The organism is Streptomyces sp. NBC_01237, assembly GCF_035917275.1.
Lineage (GTDB): Bacteria > Actinomycetota > Actinomycetes > Streptomycetales > Streptomycetaceae > Streptomyces.
On record NZ_CP108508.1, the window covers coordinates 6518936 to 6539669 of the forward strand.

Genomic DNA, 20734 nt, shown 5'->3' on the forward strand with positions numbered 1-20734 from the left:
CCCGATGCGGGCGTCACGGAGCCCGCCGCGACGGACCCGGTACACACGGGAAAGCCCCGCACTCCCAAGGAGTGCGGGGCTCTTGCGTGCGGCGGCCGGGGCCGTCAGCGCAGGCGGGCCATCAGGGCGTGCTCGACCAGCGTGATGAGCGCGCTCTTGGCGTCCGCGCGGTGGCGGGCGTCCGTCGTGAGGATCGGGGTGTCGGGTCCGATCTGGAGTGCTTCGCGTACTTCGTCGGGGGTGTAGGGCTGGTGTCCGTCGAAGCCGTTGAGGGCGATGACGAAGGGGAGGCCGCTGTTCTCGAAGTAGTCGACGGCGGGGAAGCAGTCGGCGAGGCGGCGGGTGTCGACGAGGACGACGGCGCCGATGGCGCCGCGTACGAGGTCGTCCCACATGAACCAGAAGCGGTCCTGTCCGGGGGTTCCGAAGAGGTACAGGATCAGGTCCTGGTCCAGGGTGATACGGCCGAAGTCCATGGCCACCGTCGTGGTGGTCTTGTCCCCGGTGTGGGTCAGGTCGTCGATGCCCGCGGACGCGGACGTCATCACGGCTTCGGTGCGCAGCGGATTGATCTCCGAAACAGCACCGACAAACGTGGTCTTACCCACGCCGAAGCCCCCTGCCACCACGATCTTCGCCGAGGTAGTGGAGCGGGCCGCTCCGCCGCTAGAGCTTGCGAAGTCCACTGAGCACCCTTTCGAGCAGTGTCACATCTGGCTGGCCGCCGGCGGCCTCGTCGCCGCCGGGCTGATGGATAGCGACGAGTCCGGCCTCGGCCAGGTCGGCCACGAGGATGCGGGCAACGCCGAGCGGGATCGAAAGAAGGGCCGAAATCTCGGCCACCGACTTGATCTCGATGCAGAGCCGGCAGATCCGCTGGTGCTCGGGCAACTGCCCTTGCAGCCGGGACGGATCGGCCGTGGTGCTGACCAGCGCCTCGATGGCGAGCTGGTAACGCGGCCGGGTCCGGCCGCCGGTCATGGCGTACGGACGGACCAGCGGGTTGTGCCCGGAGTGCGCGGCGGGCTCGGGGGCCTGCTGCGGCTGCACCGGCTGAATACGGGGCTGCCGGGGCGAGTCGTACCGCTGCGGCTGCTGGGGCTGCTGGGGCCACCCCGCGTCCGGGTGCTGCGGGGGCCAGTCGGAACCCTGCGCACGCCGGGGCTGCTGCGGCTGCTGGTACGGCTGTTGCGGCTGGTAAGGATAGTGCGGCTGCTGCTGGTACGGCTGGTGGGGCTGCTGCTGATAGGGCTCCTGCGGACCCTGTCTGCCGGGCGCGGAGGGGAAGTTGAAGCGGTTGTCACCGTGCTCACCCGGAACCCTCCGGGCACCGTCGTACGGGTGCCCGTCTGTGGGTGCTGCCACGTTTCCTCCTCCGACTGCCGGTCGCCGATCCCAGTGGGGCCGCGCCACCGCACCTTATGGCGCGGTGGCGAGAAACGCACTGTCTGTCTACTAGTTAAGAAGACTTCCCTGGAGCTCGGCGCGGAGGTCCGGGGTGAGAACCCCGCCCGCGCGGTCGACCAGAAGTGCCATTTCGTACCCGACAAGACCGATATCGGCATCCGGGTGGGCGAGGACGGCGAGGGAGGAACCGTCAGAGATGGACATAATGAAGAGGAATCCACGCTCCATCTCCACAACCGTCTGATTCACGGCGCCGCCCTCGAAGATCCGCGAGGCGCCCGCGGTCAGCGACGTCAGACCGGAGGCGACAGCCGCCAACTGGTCGGCACGGTCGCGCGGGAAACCCTCGGACATCGCCAGCAGGAGTCCGTCGGCGGAGACCACCACCGTGTGCGACACCCCGGGGGTGTTGTCCACGAAGTTGGTGATCAACCAGTTGAGATTCTGCGCCGCCTGGCTCATCGGGCTCACACTAACGCTCCTGGTTGTAGGTGGTACTTGTGTCCGACCCCGCACTGCGTCCCCGCTGGACACCGCGCCGCAGTCTGCTCAACCTGCCGCGGACGTCCTCGGGGGCACGGGAGACCTGTGGGCCGCCCTGCTGGGTCTGCTCCGCCGTGCCCTCGACCAGATTGGCCTTGGGTACACGCCGGGGAAGACCGGAGGGGGTGATCCCGCCCGCCTTCGGTTCACGGAGCTTCTCGGCCCGCTCCCAGCGCTCGTCGTTCGTCGAGCGCCAGTCGTCGGGGCCGTCCCCGTTCGCCTGCGCGGCCTGCTGCTCCGGCTGCTGCTGCGGCTGTTCCTGCTGCGGCTGCTGCCGAGCTGCGACAGGCTGATCGTTTCCGCGCCCGGAGGGCTGCCAGTGCTGCTGACCGCCCCGGCGCGGCAGACCGGCTTCGGTCAGCTCGTGGCCGTCGTTCGGGGTAGGCCCCGGACGATCGAAGCCTACGCGCTCCGAAGGCTCCGCGGGAGCGCTGGGTACAGATTCCGCTTCGGCTTGGGCAACAGGCTCATAGGTGCCCTGATACCCGCTCTGATCAGGCCAACCATCCTGCTGGGGCTGTTCGTTGCCGGGGGTGTACTGCGCGGCGTAGGCGTCCTGCGGAGCGCCCGGAGCGGCATATGCCGATTCCGGATAGTCACCCTGTGGTGTCTGCTCCGGCTGTTGTGCCTGCGAGGGGTAGCCGGTCCCGGTGGCGTACGGATCGTAGCCGTTCCCGTACGCATTCCGCTCGTACTCCTGCTGCTGCGGCTCCTGGCCGTACGGGTCCTGGGCGTACTGCTCCTGGCCGTACCGGTCCTGGCCGTACGCGTCCTGCGCGTACGGCTGCGGCTCGGACGGGGGCTGCTGGGACTCCAGTGCGGCGCGGCGCTCCTCGCGCAGCAGCGAGCGGCCGACCGGGTCCAGCTGTGCCGAGTCGGCCGGTGCCTCGTACCGCGAGTCGTCGAAGCCGAGTTCGGCCGCGGTGCGGATCTGCGGCTGCTGCGGGGCGGCCGGGAAGGACTGCTGCTGCGGGATGATCGAGGAGACCGTGAAGTCGCTCTGGGCGGGTGCGGATTCGCCGCCGCCACCGTGGGTGATGGCGTCCGGCAGCATGACCAGCGAGGTGGTCCCCGCCTGCTCGCCCGAGGGGCGCAGCTGGACGCGGATGCCGTGCCGGTCGGAGAGCCGGCCGACCACGAACAGGCCCATGCGCTGGGACACCGCGGCGTCCACGGTCGGCGGGTTGGCCAGCTTGTGGTTGATGTCGGCGAAGTCCTCGGGGGTGAGGCCGATGCCCTTGTCGTGGATCTCGACCATCACCCGGCCGTCCGGCAGCCGGGTCGCGTTGACGCGGACCTTGGTCTGCGGCGAGGAGAAGGTGGTGGCGTTCTCCAGCAGCTCGGCCAGCAGGTGCACCAGGTCGGTGACGGCCTGGCCGTGGATCTCGCTCTCCGGTACACCGGTGAGTTCGATGCGCTCGTAGGACTCCACCTCCGAGGAGGCGGCCCGCAGCACGTCGACCAGCGGCACCGGCTGGTTCCAGCGGCGGCCGGGCTCCTCACCCGCGAGCACGAGGAGGTTCTCGCCGTTGCGGCGCATGCGGGTGGCCAGGTGGTCCAGCTTGAAGAGGCTCTCCAGCTGGTCCGGGTCGGCCTCGCTGTTCTCCAGGCCGGTGATGAGGGTCAGCTGGCCCTCGATGAGCGACTGGTTGCGCCGGGAGAGGTTGGTGAAGATCGCGTTGACGTTGCCCCGCAGCATGGCCTGTTCGGCGGCGAGCCGGACGGCCTCGCGGTGCACCTGGTCGAAGGCGCGGGCGACCTCGCCGATCTCGTCCCGGGTGGTGATCGGGATCGGCTGGACCCGGGTGTCGACCCGGCCGGGATCGGTCCGCGACAGCTGGTCGACCAGCATCGGCAGCCGCTGTTCGGCGATACCGAAGGCGGCGGTGCGCAGCCGGCGCATCGAGCGGCTCATCTGGCGGGCCATGAGCCCGGCCAGGATGAAGGCGGCCAGCAGCGAGACGACCACCACGGCGCCGTTGACGAAGGCGTCGGTCCTCGCCCCGGCGGAGATGTCCGCGGCCTCGGTGACCGCCTTGTCGACCAGCTCGTCCTCGACCGTGGTGTAGCCCTCGAACTTGGCGGTGGCGGCGGCCATCCAGGACTCCGGGGTGATGCCCTTGGACGCCAGCTTCTCGGGCGTCTGGCCCTGGCCGATCTGCTGGGCCATGCCGTCGAAGACCGACCCGTCGATGCTCGGCGGCGCCACGAACTTCTTCCCGGCGGCCTCGGCCTGCCGCTTGGCCGTTCTGATCTGCTCGGCGCCGTCGGCCGCCGTGCTCGCCATGACCTGCTGGAGCCGGTCCACGTCCGCCTGGGTGCCGCCCGAGTTGAACTCACCCAGTGCGATCTGTTCCAGATAGTTGTACGAGCCGAACGCCTTGACCTGGCCGTTGAATGTGCCGGGCTCCTGGCTGGGACGCACCAGCAGATGCATGCCGATGGAGCGCTGAAGCGATTCTGCAGCCTTGGCCAGCTCGATCGCGTAGACCGTACGGCCATAACTGGTGATGTTGCCGGTACCGAGTCCGAGCTCGTTGGAGAACTCCATCAGCGAGTGCTGGACCTGGGTGTAACCCTCTTCGGTCTTCACCGGGTCCAGCGCCTCGGCGTAGGCGGCCTTGCGCAGCTCGGGGAGTTTGGGCTCCTCGGCCCTGAAGAGCTTGAGGCGACGCTCCAGGCCCTGCTTCGGGGGCATGTTCTTCACGGCGGCGTCGAACTTCGTCCGCGCCTCGTCCGTGGTGGCGCGGACCTGCTCGACGACGGCGGCCTCGCGGTCGTTGGAGAGCAGCGGCTGAGCGGTGAGGTCACGCTCGTCGAGCAGCGCCTGCCCGTACTCCGAGGCGGCGCGCACGATCAGCGCGGTCCGCTCGGCGTCCTGGGCCTCGCTCCAGGTGTCGACCGACCCCTTCACCTGGAAGCCGCCCATGACCAGACCGACCAGCACGGGGATCAGGAGGATCGCGTTCAGCCGGGTGGCCACCCGCCAGTTGCGCGGGGACAGCCGACTGGTGCTGCCGCCGGCCGCCTCCGGACCGGACGTGCTCGCAGACGATGCCGCGGCGCGCGGCGGCGGGGTGAAATTACCCCGTTCCGGCTGCGCCGCGGAGCCCTCGTTGCTTCGCCTCACTCGACCAACAACCTCTCGGCGTCGGCACCTACGCTGTGCCGGATTTTTCGTTCAGGGCCGTACTGCTCGGTAGTTCATCGAATTGCAGCACGAGGACCGGTCGCGTTCCAAACAGTCGGAATGAGTCATTCCGAGTGGTCCAGGCCTCAGATAAAACGGGCATAAAGAGCGAGCCCCGTCAAAAGGCGGGGCTCATGTGAGCGCAGTGGCACCGGTCGGATGCGTCGGGTGTCGGGTGTAAGGGTAATTCTCTGTCGAAACGTTATGAACGCGGGGGCGGATCGTGTCAAAGGACACAGGTCGCCCCCGCGTGACTACGGCAACTTCCGTATACCGATAACGACTTACGCCTACTTGAGGCGGGCCATCAGAGCGTGCTCCACCAGCGTGATCAAACCGCTCTTGGCGTCCGCGCGGTGGCGGGCGTCCGTCGTGATGATGGGCGCGTCGGGTCCGATCTGGAGTGCTTCGCGTACTTCGTCGGGGGTGTAGGGCTGGTGTCCGTCGAAGCCGTTGAGGGCGATGACGAAGGGGAGGCCGCTGTTCTCGAAGTAGTCGACGGCGGGGAAGCAGTCGGCGAGGCGGCGGGTGTCGACGAGGACGACGGCGCCGATGGCGCCGCGTACGAGGTCGTCCCACATGAACCAGAAGCGGTCCTGTCCGGGGGTTCCGAAGAGGTACAGGATCAGGTCCTGGTCCAGGGTGATACGGCCGAAGTCCATGGCCACCGTCGTGGTGGTCTTGTCCCCGGTGTGGGTCAGGTCGTCGATGCCCGCGGACGCGGACGTCATGACGGCTTCGGTGCGCAGCGGATTGATCTCCGACACGGCCCCGACGAACGTGGTCTTGCCCACGCCGAAACCGCCCGCCACCACGATCTTCGCCGAGGTAGTGGCACGTCCCGTACCGCCGCTAGAGCTTGCGAAGTCCACTGAGCACCCTTTCGAGCAGTGTCACATCCGGCGCGCCGCCGGCCTCTCCATTGCCCGGCTGGTGGATGGCCACCATGCCGGCTTCCGCCAGGTCCGCGACGAGAATCCGGGCCACGCCGAGCGGCATGGACAGCAGCGCCGAGACCTCGGCCACCGACTTGACCTCGCGGCACAGGTGGCAGATCCGCTGGTGCTCGGGGAGCAGTGTTCCCAGATGCGCCGGGTCTGCCGTCGTGCTGACCAGTGCCTCTATCGCTAGCTGGTAGCGCGGCCGGGTCCGGCCGCCGGTCATGGCGTACGGACGGACCAGCGGCTGGTCGCCTTCACCGTCGTACGACGCGTGATGCAGTGCGCCGTACGGATCGTGTGAGGCGGGTGGCGGGGTCATGAATCCTCCGGGCGTGACAACAGGCTGTCGGCTTGCCGTCTGAAGGGGCCGGTGAGGGGGCTGTGGCGGCCGGACGGGTGAGGGTTGTGGGAAGTACCTGGGGGGATCGTGTCGGGTATCCGCTGCATGGCCGCCTAGTGGAGCAGACTGCCCTGGAGCTCGGCGCGGAGGTCGGGCGTGAGGACGGTGCCCGCACGGTCCACCAACAGGGCCATCTCGTACCCGACCAGACCGATGTCGGCGTCCGGATGGGCGAGAACGGCCAGCGAGGAACCGTCCGAGATGGACATCAGGAAGAGGAATCCGCGCTCCATCTCCACCACCGTCTGGCTGACGGCACCGCCCTCGAAGATCCGGGAGGCACCCGCGGTCAGCGAGGTGAGCCCGGAGGCGACGGCGGCGAGCTGGTCGGCGCGGTCCCGGGGGAATCCCTCGGACATCGCCAGCAGCAGCCCATCGGCGGAGACCACCACCGTGTGCGACACCCCGGGGGTGTTGTCCACGAAGTTGGTGATCAGCCAGTTCAGATTCTGCGCGGCCTGACTCATGGGGCTCAACTAACGCTCCTGCTGGTGAGTGGGGCCGAGTTGGAAACTGCCGGTCGACTGGCCGTTGTTGGCCTGCCGACCCTGCTGGATGCCCCGGCGGAGATTGGTCAGACGCCCGCGCACGTCATCGGGCGCACGCGAAACCTGAGGTCCGGTCTGGTGATTCTGCTGCTGTGCGGTGCCCGGCACCAAATTGGCACGCGGAACACGGCGCGGCAGTCCGGAGGTGGTGACCCCGCCCGCCGCCGGTTTCTTGACCCGCTCGGCCTGACGGACGAGTTCGTCGTTGGGCGAGGCACGCCACGAAGCGGTGGCCCCGGTGTCGGCCGCCTCACGGCGCGGCATGGGCGCGAGCGGAGCCCCGGAGTCCAAAGCGCCCGGTGCCTGCGGCTCGGCGGCGGGCGGCTGCTGGCCACCCTGCTGCGGGCCGTGGAACCAGTTGGTCTCCAGCGTGTCGTACAGCGGCGTCCGCCCGTCCCCGGGACCTGCCGGCGGCAGTGCCTCCGGCTGGGGCTGCTGCGGCAGCATGGGACGGTGCGGCGCCTCGCCGGCCGGTGAGGCCGACGGACGCGGTACGCCGAAGTCGCTGTCGTCCCGGTCGCGCTGACGCGGTGCGGGCAGCCCCTGGTCCTGCGGGCGCGGGGCGTTGAAGTCGGGGCGCGCGAACTGCGCGGTGCTCGCCGGGTCCTGCGCGTCCGACTGCGGGAACTGCGGCGCCTGGGGGAACTGAGGTGCCTGCGGCGCCGAGAAGTCGGGGCGGGCGAACTCGGAGGTGGCGCCGGGGCCCTGACGGTCGTCCATGGGCCGGCGCCGGACCGGCGGGGCGTCGAACGGCCGGTCCTGGCCCGGTCCGGCGTCCTGGCCGAGTCCGGCCGGCCGGGCGAACCGGCCGGTGGAGTCGGGCTCCTCGTGACCGCGCGGCGCGTCCAGCGGGGTACGCCGCTGCGCTCCCTGCTCCTCGACGCCCCAGCTGGCGGCCTGCGGGCGCTGCGGCTGCGGGTTGCCCCCGGGCAGCTCGGCACGCGGACCACCGGGCGGCGGCAGCTGACGGCCGGGGCCGCCGGGCTGCTGGAGTCCGCCCTGGGCGCCGGGACCGTTCTGACCCTGGAGGGGCTGCTGCGGCTGCTGCGGCGGGACGGGCCCGTTGTTCCGGCCCTGCTGGGCGAACGGGTCCTGCGGTGCGAACGGGTCCTGCGGTGCGAACTGGCCCTGGCGGGCGTTCGGGCCCTGCGGAGCCGGACCACCGTGACCGAACAGGTTGGGCTGACCCGAATCCGTACGGCCGGGGTTCTCGCCCTGGCCGCGGGCACCCAGCCGGGCGCCGCCGCCGAAGGCGCCGGAGAGGCCGCCGCCGTGGCGCTGCGGTTCCTGGCGCGGGAAGTCCTGCGGACCGCCCTGCGGAGCCTGGTTCGGGCGGCCGGGACCCTGCTGGCCGGGGTTCTGCTGGCCGGGGTTCTGCGGGCCGTTGTTCTGCTGGGACTGCGGCTGACGCGGCCCGGTGTCGCGCGAGGGCAGCGCGGCCCGCGGGCCGTTGCCCGCACCGACCTGGCCGCGCGAGCTGCCGGGACCCGTGCCGAGCCCCTTCGCGGGCGGGGCGGAAGGACCGCCGCCGAGGCCCGGACGCGGGGCGCTGCCCGGACCCGGACCCGTACCGGCGAGCAGACCGCCGGGCGCACCGGAATGCTGACCGGGGCCCTGCTTGGGAACGGGCTGCTTGCCCCCGTGCGCGACATCGACGGGCAGCATGACCAGCGCGGTCGTGCCACCGGAGTCGGAGGGACGCAGCTGGATCCGGATGCCGTGACGCAGGGACAGCCGGCCGACCACGAACAGACCCATGCGGCGGGAGACCGAGACATCCACGGTGGGCGGCGCCGCGAGCCGCTCGTTGATCGCCGCGAGGTCCTCGGGGGAGAGGCCGATGCCGGTGTCGTGGATCTCGACGAGCACCCGCCCGTCGGGCAGCGCGTGACCGGTGACCCGGACCTTCGTCTGCGGCGAGGAGAACGACGTGGCGTTCTCCAGCAGCTCGGCGAGCAGGTGCACGAGGTCGTTGACGACCCGGCCCGCGACCTCGGTGGCGGGCACCGCGGCCAGTTCGATGCGCTCGTACTGCTCCACCTCGGAGGCGGCGGCCCGGAGCACGTCGACCAGCGGCACGGGGCGGGTCCACCGGCGGCCGGGCTCCTCACCGGCGAGGACCAGCAGGTTCTCACCGTTACGGCGCATACGGGTCGCGAGGTGGTCGAGCTTGAAGAGCGAGGACAGCTGGTCCGGGTCGGCCTCGCGCGACTCCAGCTCGGAGATGAGCGAGAGCTGACGCTGGATGAGGCCCTGCGAGCGGCGCGAGAGGTTGGTGAACATCGCGTTGACGTTGCCCCGCAGCAGCGCCTGTTCGGCGGCGAGGCGGACGGCCTCGCGGTGCACGTCGTCGAAGGCCGCGGCCACCTGGCCGATCTCGTCCCGGGAGTGCACACCGACCGACTCGACCGAGGTGTCGACATCCTGGGGGTCGGTCTCGGAGAGCTGCTTGACGAGTTCGGGCAGTCGGTCCTGCGCAACACGCGTAGCGGTGTCCTGAAGGCGCCGCAGCGAGCGGATCATCGACCGTGCCACGACGAAGGCGCCGACCAGCGAGACACCGAGCACGAGCAGGATGACCGCACCGTTGACGATCGCTTCGCGCTGCGATGCCTCGCGCAGCTCGCGGGCCTTGGCCTCCATGTCGCTGAGGAGGGTGGCCTCGATCGTCTGCATCGCGTTGATCTTGGTGGAGCTCTGGTCGTACCAGTCGAGGTACGAGCGGACCTTCTTGGTGTCGTTGAGGTCCGAGGTGGTGTCCAGGACCCGCTTCGCGTACATGTTCGCGGCGTTGATCTCGGGGTTGCCGTTGTCCAGCGGCGCCGTCAGCTCGGCCGCGCTGTCCCCGGTGGTCCCGTAGATCGTGTTGAACGAGGTGAGGGCCCGGGATTCCTTCGCCAGCGCGTTCTGACCGAACTGCTGGTCGTTCGGGTTGAGGTGCGGCTCCTTGACGCTGCCGCCGGGAAGCGCCGCGGCGATGATCGCCCGCTGGACCGAGGCGTACTCCTTGGCGGACGAGAACGCCGCCAGTGCACGGGTCCGCTTGATCATCTCCGGGTTGCTGGTCGCCTGCGCCATGTCCTGCGAGAGGCTCAGCAGCGAGGTGATCAGCTGGCTGTACTGGTCGATCGTGTTGAGACTCGGGGAGCCCTCCGCGTACGCCGTCTTGCGGATCGTGCGGATGTCGCCGAGCAGCGACGCGATCTGGGCGACGCTCGCGTGGATGCCTTCGAGCGCCTCGTCGCCCTGGGCGTCGCCGATGGCGTTCGTGGCGTCGAAGAACGCGTCCTTGGCCCGGTCGGTCTTCTTCCGGGGTTCGGTGACCTTGTAGTCGGTCGCCTTCGACTTGTTGGACAGCGGACCGGCCGACTGGTCGCGCTCCACCTGGAGGGCCTGGGCGAGCGTGGTCGCCTGCTTGGTCATCCTCGTCAGCAGCTGCATGTGCTCCAGCTGCTGCATGTCGTTCATCGACTCGTTGATGCGCAGTCCGCCCAGCGTGGTCGCGGCGACCACCGGAAGGGCGAGGAGGGAGACCAGACGGGTGCTGATGCGCCAGTTACGCAGCGCTATTCGCGACCCCGTGTTGATCGGGCCGCGGGACTTGAGGGGAGTGGCCGGCTCGCCGCCGCCGCCCGTCGTCGTGTCCGGGCGCTGCGCACGGTCGCCGCCTTCACCGGCTGCGGCCGGTCCGGGGTTCTGGGCGTGCTGGGGGGAGGAACCGCGGTCGGTCCCGCCGCGCGGCTCCTGTTCCGCCGGAGCACTGCCATCCCTCTTGAAACGTCCCTGCACTAGCGTCGCAACCTCTGGACCAGGCGTCCCCTCCGCCAGGCGGGTGGGACGGTGTCGGCGTCGTGGAGCGCTGGACGCGCCCCATGGTGGTCGTGAGTGACCGGCGTTCTCCCCCTCCCGCCGCCACTCGGCGCTGCGTTGCGCCCCTGCGCGCCGGCCTGAAACCCGCGGCGGTGCGTGGAATTCCAGCACAGTGCCGGATCTCCAACAAGGCCCACGTACCGGGCTGTGACCTGGGTGACACGTTGTGATGAGGGAGTAACAAGCAGTGCAGAGTGTTCATGGTTAAATCGGACTATTAGGGAGGACTTGAAGGCCGGTGGGGGGTGTCCCAGTCGGCATGATCAGGAGCGGAATGGTTGATTCAGTGGTGCAATGTCCGTTTCCTGAAGCAGGGTCAGCTGACCGGTATGTTCGAATTGTCGATAACTTCGTGAGCAAACTCACATGATGATCGTCGTCTCTTCCCTGCTGCTGCGGGGAATTGGATGTTTAGCCTGACGCTTTACTAGGGATGGCGAATCCGACAAGCCGGCGCCCCTCCGGGCGGCGCCCACACCGACAAGGTCCATACGGCAGATGAAGACGACGATGATGTTCCGCAACATTGCCAACCCCCGGCGCACCACGCTGGCGCACCTCAAGGACGCCGAAGCGCTGCAGACGCCGGAGCTGCCGGAGCACGCCGTCGACCTGCCCACCCAGACGGCCAACCCGCGCCGCACCATCCTGATGGAAGCGCCGGTCGCGACCGCGCGCTGATCGGCGTGGCTGTCCCCCTCGCCCGCGTTAGCCTGGAGCGTCAGTCTTCAGTCAGCGAGCAAGTGAGGGGCGACAGCATCCCGTGCGCATCGCCAGGTTCTCCATCGACGGCAATGTCGCCTTCGGCGCCGTCGAGGGTCAGGGCACCGTGGAATCCGGTGACCTCGTCCTCGACATCATCAAGGGCATTCCGTACGCCGACTTCGAGCTCTCCGGCACCAAGGTCCCGCTGAACAAGGTCCGGCTGCTGCCCCCCGTGCTCCCCAACAAGGTCGTGGCCATCGGCCGCAACTACGCGGAGCACGCCGCCGAACTCGGCAACGAGGTCCCCGATGTCCCGGTCGCCTTCTTCAAGCCCACCACCTCGGTGATCGGCTCGGGCGACGCGATCGAGTACCCCTCCTTCTCCAACGAGCTGCACCACGAGGCCGAGCTGGCCGTGGTCATCGGCCGTATGTGCCGCGAAGTTCCGCGCGAGCGCGTCAAGGACGTCATCTTCGGCTACACCTGCGCCAACGACGTCACCGCGCGTGACGCCCAGCTGCGCGAGAAGCAGTGGGCCAGGGCCAAGGGCTTCGACACCTCCTGCCCGCTCGGCCCCTGGGTGGAGACCGACCTCGATCCGCACGACCTCACCATTCAGGCGACGGTCAACGGCGAGCAACGGCAACTGGGCCGTACGAGCGACATGGTCCGCTCGATCGAGGACATCGTCGTCCACATCACGGAAGCCATGACCCTGCTTCCGGGCGATGTGATCCTCACCGGAACTCCCGCAGGGGTCGGTCCCCTGCACGTCGGCGACGAGGTCGCCGTCACCATCGAAGGCATCGGCACTCTCACCAACAAGGTGATCAAGCGTGGTTAACGGACCCACCCCCGAGCTCTCGGCTCCGCTCGACGAGCAGGGGACACCCATTCGCGTACGTTTCTGTCCCTCCCCGACCGGCAACCCCCATGTGGGTCTGGTCCGGACCGCCCTGTTCAACTGGGCCTTCGCCCGGCACAACAAGGGCACCCTGGTCTTCCGCATCGAGGACACCGACGCGGCGCGCGACTCCGAGGAGTCGTACGACCAGCTGCTCGACTCGATGCGCTGGCTCGGCCTCGACTGGGACGAGGGCCCCGAGACCGGCGGCCCGCACGCCCCGTACCGCCAGTCGCAGCGCATGGACATCTACAAGGACGTCGCCGACAAGCTCCTCGCGGCCGGTCACGCGTACCACTGCTACTGCACCACCGAGGAGCTCGACACCCGCCGCGACGCCGCCCGTGCGGCCGGCAAGCCGTCCGGGTACGACGGACACTGCCGCGACCTCACGGCCGAGCGGATCGCCGCGTACCGGGCCGAGGGCCGCACCTCCATCGTCCGTTTCCGGATGCCCGACGAGGCGCTCACCTTCACCGACCTGGTCCGCGGCGACATCACCGTCCAGCCGGAGAACGTGCCGGACTACGGCATCGTCCGGGCCAACGGCGCCCCGCTCTACACGCTGGTCAACCCGGTCGACGACGCGCTGATGGAGATCACCCACGTCCTGCGCGGCGAGGACCTGCTCTCCTCCACCCCGCGCCAGATCGCCCTGTACCGGGCACTCATCGAGCTGGGCATCGCCAAGGACACCCCGGCCTTCGGCCACCTCCCGTACGTCATGGGCGAGGGCAACAAGAAGCTGTCCAAGCGCGACCCGCAGGCTTCGCTCAACCTCTACCGCGAGCGCGGCTTCCTCCCCGAGGGGCTGCTGAACTACCTCTCGCTGCTGGGCTGGTCGATCGCCGAGGACCGCGACATCTTCACCATGGACGAGATGGTCGCGGCGTTCGACATCAAGGACGTCAACGCCAACCCGGCCCGCTTCGACCTCAAGAAGTGCGAGCACATCAACGCCGAGCACGTACGCAGGCTCGACGTGAAGGCGTTCACCGAGGCGTGCGGCCCCTGGCTCAGGGCCCCGTTCGCCCCGTGGGCCCCGGAGTCCTTCGACGCGGAGAAGTTCGCGGAGATCGCCCCGCACGCCCAGACGCGGGTCACCGTCCTCTCGGACATCACCGACAACGTCGACTTCCTCTTCCTCGACGAGCCGGTCGAGGACGAGGCGTCCTGGACCAAGGCGATGAAGGAGGGCTCCGACGCCCTGCTGACCACGGCCCGTGCCAACCTGGCCGCCGCCGAGTGGAACGCCGAGGCCCTGAAGAACGCCGTGCTCACCGCCGGTGAGGCGCACGGCCTGAAGCTCGGCAAGGCCCAGGCCCCGGTCCGCGTGGCCGTCACCGGCCGTACGGTCGGCCTGCCGCTCTTCGAGTCCATGGAGATCCTGGGCCGCGAGAAGAGCCTCGCCCGGGTGGACGCGGCACTGGCGAAACTGGCCGGCTGACCGCTACCGCTTCACCACCATGGGGTGGCCGCTCCCGAGGGAGCGGCCACCCCATCGGCGTTCCGCCGTCAGACGGCGTCCAGCGCCGGGGCGATGACCGTGAAGGCCCGGTCGGTCAGCGCGGCCGGATCCTCGGCGCCCTCACTGCCGCTCCACCGCTGCAGCACGGTGTCGAAGGCGGCCAGCGCCATTCCCGCCGCCAGCCGCGGGTACAGGTCGGTCTCGGCATCGAGCCCCGCGCGGCGTGCCAGCTCCGCCGCGAGGTCGTCGCGCCACCGCGCCTGGTGCTCCAGGAAGCGGGCGCGCAGGGCAGGGGTACGCAGAATCAGCCGCACCACGCGAAGCGCCCGCTCGGAGTGGTCGGCGCAGGCGGACATCGCGGCCCAGACGGCGTGCCGCAGCGCCACGGAGGGCGGTTCCCCGACGGGCCGGGAGGCCAGCTCCGCGTGCATGCCGGTCCCCATCCCGGCCAGGAACTGGACGACCACGTCCTCCTTGGACGCGAAGTACCGGAAGAACGTGCGCTTGGACACCCCGGCCGCGGCGACGATCTCGTCCACGGTGACGGCGTCGAACCCCCGCAGCGCGAGCAGTTGCAGCGCCGCTTCGGTCAACTCGTTCGCGACGAGCTGACGTTTGCGCTGGGCGAGGCTGACTTCGGGGGGAGGGCTCACCCCGTGATCGTATCGCCATGCCATGGATGGCACTCGGTATCTTCTTGACACCAAGTGCCATCTTCGGCACTGTCTGCCGTATGACACAGAAGCAGCGCTGGACCGCCGAACGGATCCCGGACCAGTCCACGAGGGTGTTCGTCGTCACCGGGGCCAACAGCGGCCTCGGCCTGGCCACCACCCGGGCACTCGCCCGCCGGGGAGGGCGGGTGATCCTCGCGGTGCGCGACGAGGCGAAGGGCCACCGCGCGGCCGCCGGGATCACCGCCGAGCAGCCCGACGCGGCCCTGGAGGTGCGCCGCCTCGACCTGGCCGACCTCGACTCGGTCCGCGCCTTCGCCGCCGGGCTGCACGCCGACCATCGGCGGCTGGACGTGCTCGTCAACAACGCGGGCGTCCTGGCGCCGCCCCGCACCCTGAGCGCGCAGGGCCACGAGCTCCAGTTCGCGGCCCATCACCTGGGGCACTTCGCCCTCACCGGGCTGCTGCTGGACCTCCTCACCGCCGGGCGCGACCCCCGGGTCGTCACGGTCAGCTCGGTCAACCACCACAAGGGACGGCTGGACTTCGACGACCTCACCGGCGAGCGCGGCTACTCGCCGATGGGCTTCTACAACGGGTCGAAGTTCGCCAACGCCGTCTTCGGGCGGGAACTCCACCGCCGCCTGACCGGGGCCGGCAGCCCCGTGCGCAGCGTGCTCGCCCACCCCGGCTACACCGCCACCAACCTCCAGAGGGGCGCGCCGGTCCGCCTGTGGCGGGTCGTGCTCGGCCGCATCGGCAACCCGCTGCTCGCCCAGGGCCCCGACGCGGGGGCGCTGCCGCAGCTGTACGCGGCGACGGCCCCGGACGTGGAGGGCGGCGAGTTCATCGGCCCCGGCGGCCCGGCGGAACTGCGGGGCGCCCCGACCCGGGTGCGGCTGTCCCCGCGCGGCCGACACCGGGACCGCCCGCCGCCTGTGGGAGCTGTCGGAACGCCTGACCGACGTACGGATCGCGCTCCCGGCGCCCGGACTGCCCCCGCGCGCCGGGTGACGGTCTGGCTCCCCGGCGGGCCCCCGGCTAACCTCGGCGCATGCCGATCCGAGCAGTCCTCTGGGACATCGACGACACGATCTTCGACTATTCGGGCGCCGACCGCATCGGCATGCAACGGCACCTGGAACGCGAGGGCCTGCCCAGCGGGTACACCTCCGTCGAGCAGGCCCTCGACGGGTGGCGGGCGGTGACCGATGTGCACTGGGCGCGGTGCGCCGCGGGGGAGACCGACTTCCTGGGGCAACGCCGCGACCGGGTGCGGGAATTCCTTTCCCAGGCGATGGAGGACGCCGAGGCCGACGAGTGGTTCGGCCGGCACGCGGCGCACTACGAGGCCGCCTGGACGCTCTTTCCCGATGTGGTGCCGGTGCTGGACCTGCTGGCGCGTGACTACCGGCACGCGGTCCTGTCGAACTCCAGCCTCCACAACCAGCACCGCAAACTGACCGTGCTCGGTGTGCGGGACCGGTTCGAGGCGCTGGTGTGCGCCGTCGACCTGGGGATCTCCAAGCCGCACGCCGGCGCCTTCCACGCGGCCTGCGAGGAGCTCGGGCTCGCGCCGCACGAGGTGGCGTACGTGGGAGATGAGCCGGACATCGACGCGAGCGGCGCGGTCGCCGCCGGGCTGGCGGGGATCTGGCTGGACCGCCGGGGAAGGGGCGGACGGGAGGATCTTGTCCGGATCACCGGGCTCGATCAGCTTCCCGGGCTGCTGGCGGGCAATACCCGTTTTGGAGCGCCGGACACCTTCGGGTAATGTTCTTCCTGCGCCGCCCGAGCGGGCCGAAAGATCCGGCCGGGAAGCGCAGACAGAAATAAGACTCCTCCGGGGGTTGCGTTTCAGTGGGCTATGGTGTAATTGGCAACACTACGGTTTCTGGTACCGTCATTCTAGGTTCGAGTCCTGGTAGCCCAGCGCACGTCAGCAGTAAATCGCAAATCAGTAGTAAACACGCCCCCGTTGTGTAGCGGCCTAGCACGCTGCCCTCTCACGGCAGTAGCGCCGGTTCGAATCCGGTCGGGGGTACAGATCCTTCCCGCGAGAACATCTGGGTCGCACCCACGTTCTTGATGCAGGATCGCTAGGGCCCCCGTTGTGTAGCGGCCTAGCACGCTGCCCTCTCACGGCAGTAGCGCCGGTTCGAATCCGGTCGGGGGTACTTGTCACACCATGGGCTATGGTGTAATTGGCAACACTACGGTTTCTGGTACCGTCATTCTAGGTTCGAGTCCTGGTAGCCCAGCGCAAGTCAGCAGTGAACACGCCCCCGTTGTGTAGCGGCCTAGCACGCTGCCCTCTCACGGCAGTAGCGCCGGTTCGAATCCGGTCGGGGGTACAACAGAGCAGTACGGGAAGGCCCTTCACCTCGGTGGAGGGCCTTCTTCCGTTCCGGGGCGGCGGCTACAGCCCGTACCGCCGGGCCGACTCCTCGCCCTGGGCCAGCCTGCGCAGCGACATCAGCAGCGGCTCGTAGAGCACGGCCGAGGCGATGGCGTTCTCGACCTGCTCCGCCTCGGAGGCGTACGTCTCCATCTCGTCCAGATCGTGCACGGCCGCCTGTTCCATGATGCGGGCCTGCCGGGTCAAGTACGCGATGTCACAGGGGTATCCGAGCTTGCCGAGGGTGGCCACGGAAGCGACCAGCGACCGGTGGACGGGGGAGAGGTCGCCGAGTTCCAGCGCGGTTTCCCAGCCCAACTCGCCGAGCAGCCGGGTCACCTCGGCGCGGGCGGTGGCCGTCTCCGGGGCGTCCTCGTCGGGATCGGGGCCGTGCGGCAGGGCCCACAGAGCGGCGCCCAGACGGATCGTCCGGCCCAGCGACTCGTCGTCGACATGGGCCAGCACCTCGCGGGCCGTGGCCACCGGCAGGCGCCCGATCTGGATCAGCGCCCGCACCAGACGCAGCCGGCGCAGATGCCCCTCGTCGTACTCGGCCTGCGTCGCGCTGATCCGCCTGCCCGGCGGCAGCAGCCGCTCGCGCAGGTAGTACTTGATCGTCGCCGTCGAGACGCCGCTCTGTTCACTCAGTTCCGACAGTCGCATTCTCTGCGCCTTCCCTTGCGCCGCCCCTTGGGTGGTGGAACTATCCAATCATTGGATAGCGAAACTCTCCAACGGAACCAGGGGTGCACAGCATGTTCGCGAAGCCGATACCGGGCCGGACGACGGCAGCCGCGGAGGGCGAGGTCGTCGTCCTGCTGATCGGGATGCGCATCAACCACTTCTGGGGGGTGCACCACTGGCTGCCCGTCTTCGCCGCGATGCCGCGCATGCTGCGGGAGTTGGCCAGGGACAGGAGCCGGGGCCTGCTCGGCTACACGCTGCTCACCGGCTCGCCACGCACCTACTACGTCGTTCAGTACTGGGAGTCGAAGGAGAAGCTGTACGCGTACGCGAGCGCTCCCGACATGTTCCACCACAGGGCCTGGGCGAGGATCAATCGCAAGGAGAAGAACTCCCGGCAGCATGTGGGGCTGTGGCACGAGAGCTACATCGTGCCCGAGGGGGGTTACGAGTCGATCTACGCCGATATGCCGGCGTACGGCCTGTCGGCGGCGACCGGTGTGCTGCCGATCGAGGAGCGGGGCCGCCGGGCGGCGGACCGTCTCGCGCACCGCTCGTCCGAGGGGTGAGAAGAGGTGCCGGGGGGCAGTCCGGGGAGGTGAGGGGGGCCGCCACGGCGCTGGGGCGGCCTTCCGGGGAAGGGGAAGGGGTGTTACCGGGAGGAGCGGGGTGACCGGTGGGCGTCAGCCCGTGCGGCGCAGGGCCTCGCTCAGCCGTGCTGCCGAGTCGATGACCGCCTGTGCGTGCATCCGGCCCGGGTGGCGGGTCAGCCGCTCGATGGGCCCGGAGACCGAGACCGCGGCGACCACCCGGTTCGAGGGGCCGCGCACCGGCGCCGAGACCGAGGCGACGCCCGGTTCCCGCTCGCCGATCGACTGGGCCCAGCCCCGGCGCCGTACGCCCGAGAGGGCCGTCGCCGTGAACCTGGCGCCCTGGAGGCCGCGGTGCAGACGCTCCGGTTCCTCCCAGGCCATCAGGATCTGGGCGGAGGATCCCGCCTTCATGGTGAGCGTGGAGCCGACCGGTACCGTGTCCCGGAGTCCGGACAGCCGTTCCGCCGCCGCCACACAGATCCGCATGTCGCCCTGCCGGCGGTAGAGCTGAGCGCTCTCGCCGGTGATGTCGCGAAGATGGGTGAGCACCGGTCCCGCCGTGGCCAGCAGCCGGTCCTCGCCGGCCGCCGCCGCGAGTTCCGAGAGCCGGGGGCCGAGAATGAACCGGCCCTGCATGTCCCTCGCCACCATGCGGTGGTGTTCCAGTGCCACGGCCAGCCGATGGGCCGTGGGCCGTGCGAGCCCGGTCGCAGCGACCAGCCCGGCGAGGGTGGCCGGACCGGACTCCAGGGCGCTCAATACCAGAGCCGCCTTGTCGAGAACGCCGACGCCGCTAGAGTTGTCCATACGACGATACTTGCGTCTCACTCTGTGAAACGCAAGTTCAATTTTCGGCGGAAGTTGCGAACCTGTACGGGCGGCCACACAACGGCCCGCAGCCGCCGCCCCGCTCGGGGGTCCGGACGGCGGCGCACCACATCTCTAGTTGGGCCGGCGAAGACGCCGGCCGGAGGGAAAGCGATGGGTAGGACACTCGCGGAGAAGGTCTGGGACGACCATGTCGTCCGGCGCGCGGAGGGCGAGCCCGACCTTCTCTTCATCGATCTTCACCTGCTGCACGAGGTGACCAGCCCGCAGGCGTTCGACGGTCTGCGCCAGGCCGGACGTCCGGTGCGGCGCCTCGACCTCACCCTCGCCACCGAGGACCACAACACCCCGACGATCGACATCGACAAGCCGATCGCCGACCCGGTCTCGCGTGCCCAGCTGGAGACCCTGCGCAAGAACTGCGCGGACTTCGGTGTCCGGCTGCACCCGCTGGGCGACGTCGAGCAGGGCGTCGTGCACGTGGTCGGCCCGCAGCTGGGGCTGACCCAGCCCGGTACGACGGTGGTCTGCGGTGACTCCCACACCTCCACGCACGGCGCGTTCGGCGCGCTGGCGTTCGGCATCGGCACCAGCCAGGTCGAGCACGTCCTGGCCACCCAGACGCTGCCGCTGGCCCGCCCGAAGACCATGGCCATCACCGTCGAGGGCGAACTGCCCGACAGCGTCACCGCGAAGGACCTGATCCTGGCGATCATCGCCCGTATCGGCACCGGCGGCGGCCAGGGATACATCCTCGAATACCGCGGCTCCGCCATCGAGAAGCTCTCGATGGAGGCCCGGATGACCATCTGCAACATGTCGATCGAGGCCGGTGCCCGCGCGGGCATGATCGCCCCGGACGCGACCACCTTCGACTACCTGCGGGGCCGTGACCACGCCCCGCAGGGCGAGGACTGGGACGCCGCCGTCGCGTACTGGCGCACGCTGCGTACCGACGACGACGCCGTCTTCGACGCCGAGGTCGTCATCGAGGCCGCCGAACTGGCCCCGTTCGTCACCTGGGGCACCAACCCCGGCCAGGGCGCGCCCCTCTCCGGACACGTCCCCGACCCTGCTTCGTACGAGGACGCCTCGGAGCGGAACGCCGCCGAAAAGGCCCTGGAGTACATGGGGTTGACCGCCGGACAGCCGCTGCGGGACATCAACGTCGACACCGTCTTCGTAGGTTCCTGCACCAACGGCCGGATCGAGGACCTGCGCAACGCGGCCTCGATCCTGGAGGGCCGCAAAGTCGCCGACGGGGTGCGGATGCTGGTCGTCCCCGGCTCCGTCCGGGTCGCGCTCCAGGCCGTCGCGGAGGGCCTGGACAAGGTCTTCACCACCGCGGGAGCCGAATGGCGGCACGCGGGCTGTTCGATGTGTCTCGGCATGAACCCCGACCAGCTGGCCCCCGGCGAGCGCTCCGCCTCCACCTCGAACCGTAACTTCGAGGGCCGGCAGGGCAAGGGCGGCCGCACCCACCTGGTCTCCCCGCAGGTCGCCGCCGCCACCGCGGTGCTGGGCCATCTGGCCTCGCCCGCCGACCTGTCCGACGCCCGTACGCCCGCCGGAGTCTGAGAA

17 protein-coding genes, 5 tRNA genes and 1 pseudogene are annotated in these 20734 nt (G+C 69.8%); 12 read left to right on the top strand and 11 right to left on the bottom strand.

Annotated features, from left to right (window positions below):
- Window positions 1–104: 104 nt before the first annotated feature.
- The 8 genes from OG251_RS29090 to OG251_RS29125 all read right to left on the bottom strand — a co-directional run bounded on the left by OG251_RS29090 (window position 105) and on the right by OG251_RS29125 (window position 10818).
- The gene (locus OG251_RS29090; protein ID WP_014048542.1) at window positions 105–686 is read right to left on the bottom strand and encodes a GTP-binding protein; all 582 of its coding nucleotides are present in this window, start codon (window positions 684–686) and stop codon (window positions 105–107) included.
- On the bottom strand, window positions 667–1365 hold the full coding sequence (locus tag OG251_RS29095) for a DUF742 domain-containing protein (protein ID WP_326679893.1): 699 nt from the start codon (window positions 1363–1365) through the stop codon (window positions 667–669). Before OG251_RS29095 ends, OG251_RS29090 begins: the two co-directional genes overlap by 20 nt.
- 90 nt (window positions 1366–1455) lie before the next feature.
- Window positions 1456–1869 (bottom strand): roadblock/LC7 domain-containing protein, encoded by a 414-nt coding sequence (locus OG251_RS29100; RefSeq protein ID WP_073771622.1) that lies wholly within the window; start codon window positions 1867–1869, stop codon window positions 1456–1458.
- Between the two features lie 10 nt (window positions 1870–1879).
- Window positions 1880–5080, bottom strand: a complete 3201-nt coding sequence (locus tag OG251_RS29105) for a sensor histidine kinase (RefSeq protein ID WP_326679894.1) — start codon at window positions 5078–5080, stop codon at window positions 1880–1882.
- 350 nt (window positions 5081–5430) lie between these two features.
- The gene (locus OG251_RS29110) at window positions 5431–6012 is read right to left on the bottom strand and encodes a GTP-binding protein (RefSeq protein WP_003966011.1); all 582 of its coding nucleotides are present in this window, start codon (window positions 6010–6012) and stop codon (window positions 5431–5433) included.
- On the bottom strand, window positions 5993–6400 hold the full coding sequence (locus OG251_RS29115) for a DUF742 domain-containing protein (RefSeq protein WP_073726950.1): 408 nt from the start codon (window positions 6398–6400) through the stop codon (window positions 5993–5995). Before OG251_RS29115 ends, OG251_RS29110 begins: the two co-directional genes overlap by 20 nt.
- 134 nt (window positions 6401–6534) lie before the next feature.
- Window positions 6535–6948, bottom strand: coding sequence for a roadblock/LC7 domain-containing protein (locus tag OG251_RS29120; RefSeq protein WP_006127850.1), 414 nt, complete (start codon window positions 6946–6948; stop codon window positions 6535–6537).
- A gap of 9 nt (window positions 6949–6957) precedes the next feature.
- A complete protein-coding gene (locus tag OG251_RS29125) occupies window positions 6958–10818 on the bottom strand; it encodes a sensor histidine kinase (protein ID WP_326679895.1) in 3861 nt (1286 codons plus the stop codon).
- 579 nt (window positions 10819–11397) lie between these two features.
- Between OG251_RS29125 and OG251_RS29130 the strand changes: the two genes are divergently transcribed.
- The 3 genes from OG251_RS29130 to gltX all read left to right on the top strand — a co-directional run bounded on the left by OG251_RS29130 (window position 11398) and on the right by gltX (window position 13955).
- The gene (locus tag OG251_RS29130) at window positions 11398–11580 is read left to right on the top strand and encodes a hypothetical protein (protein ID WP_266802472.1); all 183 of its coding nucleotides are present in this window, start codon (window positions 11398–11400) and stop codon (window positions 11578–11580) included.
- Window positions 11581–11662: 82 nt separating this feature from the next.
- A complete protein-coding gene (locus OG251_RS29135) occupies window positions 11663–12448 on the top strand; it encodes a fumarylacetoacetate hydrolase family protein (protein WP_326679896.1) in 786 nt (261 codons plus the stop codon).
- Between the two features lie 49 nt (window positions 12449–12497).
- Window positions 12498–13955, top strand: a complete 1458-nt coding sequence (gene gltX, locus OG251_RS29140; RefSeq protein ID WP_326681456.1) for a glutamate--tRNA ligase — start codon at window positions 12498–12500, stop codon at window positions 13953–13955.
- 68 nt (window positions 13956–14023) lie between these two features.
- Here gltX and OG251_RS29145 read toward each other — a convergent pair whose 3' ends face one another.
- A complete protein-coding gene (locus OG251_RS29145; RefSeq protein ID WP_326679897.1) occupies window positions 14024–14653 on the bottom strand; it encodes an acyl-CoA-like ligand-binding transcription factor in 630 nt (209 codons plus the stop codon).
- A gap of 56 nt (window positions 14654–14709) precedes the next feature.
- On the opposite strand from OG251_RS29145, the pseudogene OG251_RS29150 reads away from it, so the two are divergent.
- The 7 genes and pseudogenes from OG251_RS29150 to OG251_RS29180 all read left to right on the top strand — a co-directional run bounded on the left by OG251_RS29150 (window position 14710) and on the right by OG251_RS29180 (window position 17004).
- Window positions 14710–15664 (top strand): annotated as a pseudogene (locus OG251_RS29150) (oxidoreductase).
- Window positions 15665–15704: 40 nt separating this feature from the next.
- Window positions 15705–16424 (top strand): HAD family hydrolase, encoded by a 720-nt coding sequence (locus OG251_RS29155; RefSeq protein ID WP_326679898.1) that lies wholly within the window; start codon window positions 15705–15707, stop codon window positions 16422–16424.
- An 87-nt stretch (window positions 16425–16511) separates the two neighbouring features.
- Window positions 16512–16583, top strand: a tRNA-Gln gene (locus OG251_RS29160).
- A 38-nt stretch (window positions 16584–16621) separates the two neighbouring features.
- Window positions 16622–16694 (top strand) — tRNA-Glu (locus OG251_RS29165).
- A gap of 60 nt (window positions 16695–16754) precedes the next feature.
- Window positions 16755–16827, top strand: a tRNA-Glu gene (locus OG251_RS29170).
- A 12-nt stretch (window positions 16828–16839) separates the two neighbouring features.
- Window positions 16840–16911, top strand: a tRNA-Gln gene (locus OG251_RS29175).
- Window positions 16912–16931: 20 nt separating this feature from the next.
- Window positions 16932–17004 (top strand) — tRNA-Glu (locus tag OG251_RS29180).
- Between the two features lie 65 nt (window positions 17005–17069).
- Here the strand turns inward: OG251_RS29180 and OG251_RS29185 are convergent.
- Window positions 17070–17711, bottom strand: a complete 642-nt coding sequence (locus OG251_RS29185; protein ID WP_073726936.1) for a MerR family transcriptional regulator — start codon at window positions 17709–17711, stop codon at window positions 17070–17072.
- 92 nt (window positions 17712–17803) lie between these two features.
- On the opposite strand from OG251_RS29185, the gene OG251_RS29190 reads away from it, so the two are divergent.
- On the top strand, window positions 17804–18301 hold the full coding sequence (locus OG251_RS29190; RefSeq protein WP_326679899.1) for a DUF4188 domain-containing protein: 498 nt from the start codon (window positions 17804–17806) through the stop codon (window positions 18299–18301).
- A 114-nt stretch (window positions 18302–18415) separates the two neighbouring features.
- Here the strand turns inward: OG251_RS29190 and ndgR are convergent, their stop codons facing one another.
- Window positions 18416–19132, bottom strand: a complete 717-nt coding sequence (ndgR, locus tag OG251_RS29195; protein ID WP_003966003.1) for an IclR family transcriptional regulator NdgR — start codon at window positions 19130–19132, stop codon at window positions 18416–18418.
- A 174-nt stretch (window positions 19133–19306) separates the two neighbouring features.
- On the opposite strand from ndgR, the gene leuC reads away from it, so the two are divergent.
- Window positions 19307–20731, top strand: a complete 1425-nt coding sequence (gene leuC, locus OG251_RS29200; protein ID WP_326679900.1) for a 3-isopropylmalate dehydratase large subunit — start codon at window positions 19307–19309, stop codon at window positions 20729–20731.
- The last annotated feature ends 3 nt before the right edge of the window (window positions 20732–20734 follow it).

Bases quoted from the DNA above. Each gene is read 5' to 3' on its own strand.
- OG251_RS29100 (WP_073771622.1), bottom strand. From the start codon at position 1,869: ATGAGCCAGGCGGCGCAGAATCTCAACTGGTTGATCACCAACTTCGTG.
- OG251_RS29115 (WP_073726950.1), bottom strand. From the start codon at position 6,400: ATGACCCCGCCACCCGCCTCACACGATCCGTACGGCGCACTGCATCAC.
- OG251_RS29120 (WP_006127850.1), bottom strand. From the start codon at position 6,948: ATGAGTCAGGCCGCGCAGAATCTGAACTGGCTGATCACCAACTTCGTG.
- OG251_RS29130 (WP_266802472.1), top strand. From the start codon at position 11,398: ATGAAGACGACGATGATGTTCCGCAACATTGCCAACCCCCGGCGCACC.
- OG251_RS29145 (WP_326679897.1), bottom strand. From the start codon at position 14,653: ATGGCATGGCGATACGATCACGGGGTGAGCCCTCCCCCCGAAGTCAGC.
- OG251_RS29155 (WP_326679898.1), top strand. From the start codon at position 15,705: ATGCCGATCCGAGCAGTCCTCTGGGACATCGACGACACGATCTTCGAC.
- OG251_RS29185 (WP_073726936.1), bottom strand. From the start codon at position 17,711: ATGCGACTGTCGGAACTGAGTGAACAGAGCGGCGTCTCGACGGCGACG.
- OG251_RS29190 (WP_326679899.1), top strand. From the start codon at position 17,804: ATGTTCGCGAAGCCGATACCGGGCCGGACGACGGCAGCCGCGGAGGGC.
- ndgR (WP_003966003.1), bottom strand. From the start codon at position 19,132: ATGGACAACTCTAGCGGCGTCGGCGTTCTCGACAAGGCGGCTCTGGTA.
- leuC (WP_326679900.1), top strand. From the start codon at position 19,307: ATGGGTAGGACACTCGCGGAGAAGGTCTGGGACGACCATGTCGTCCGG.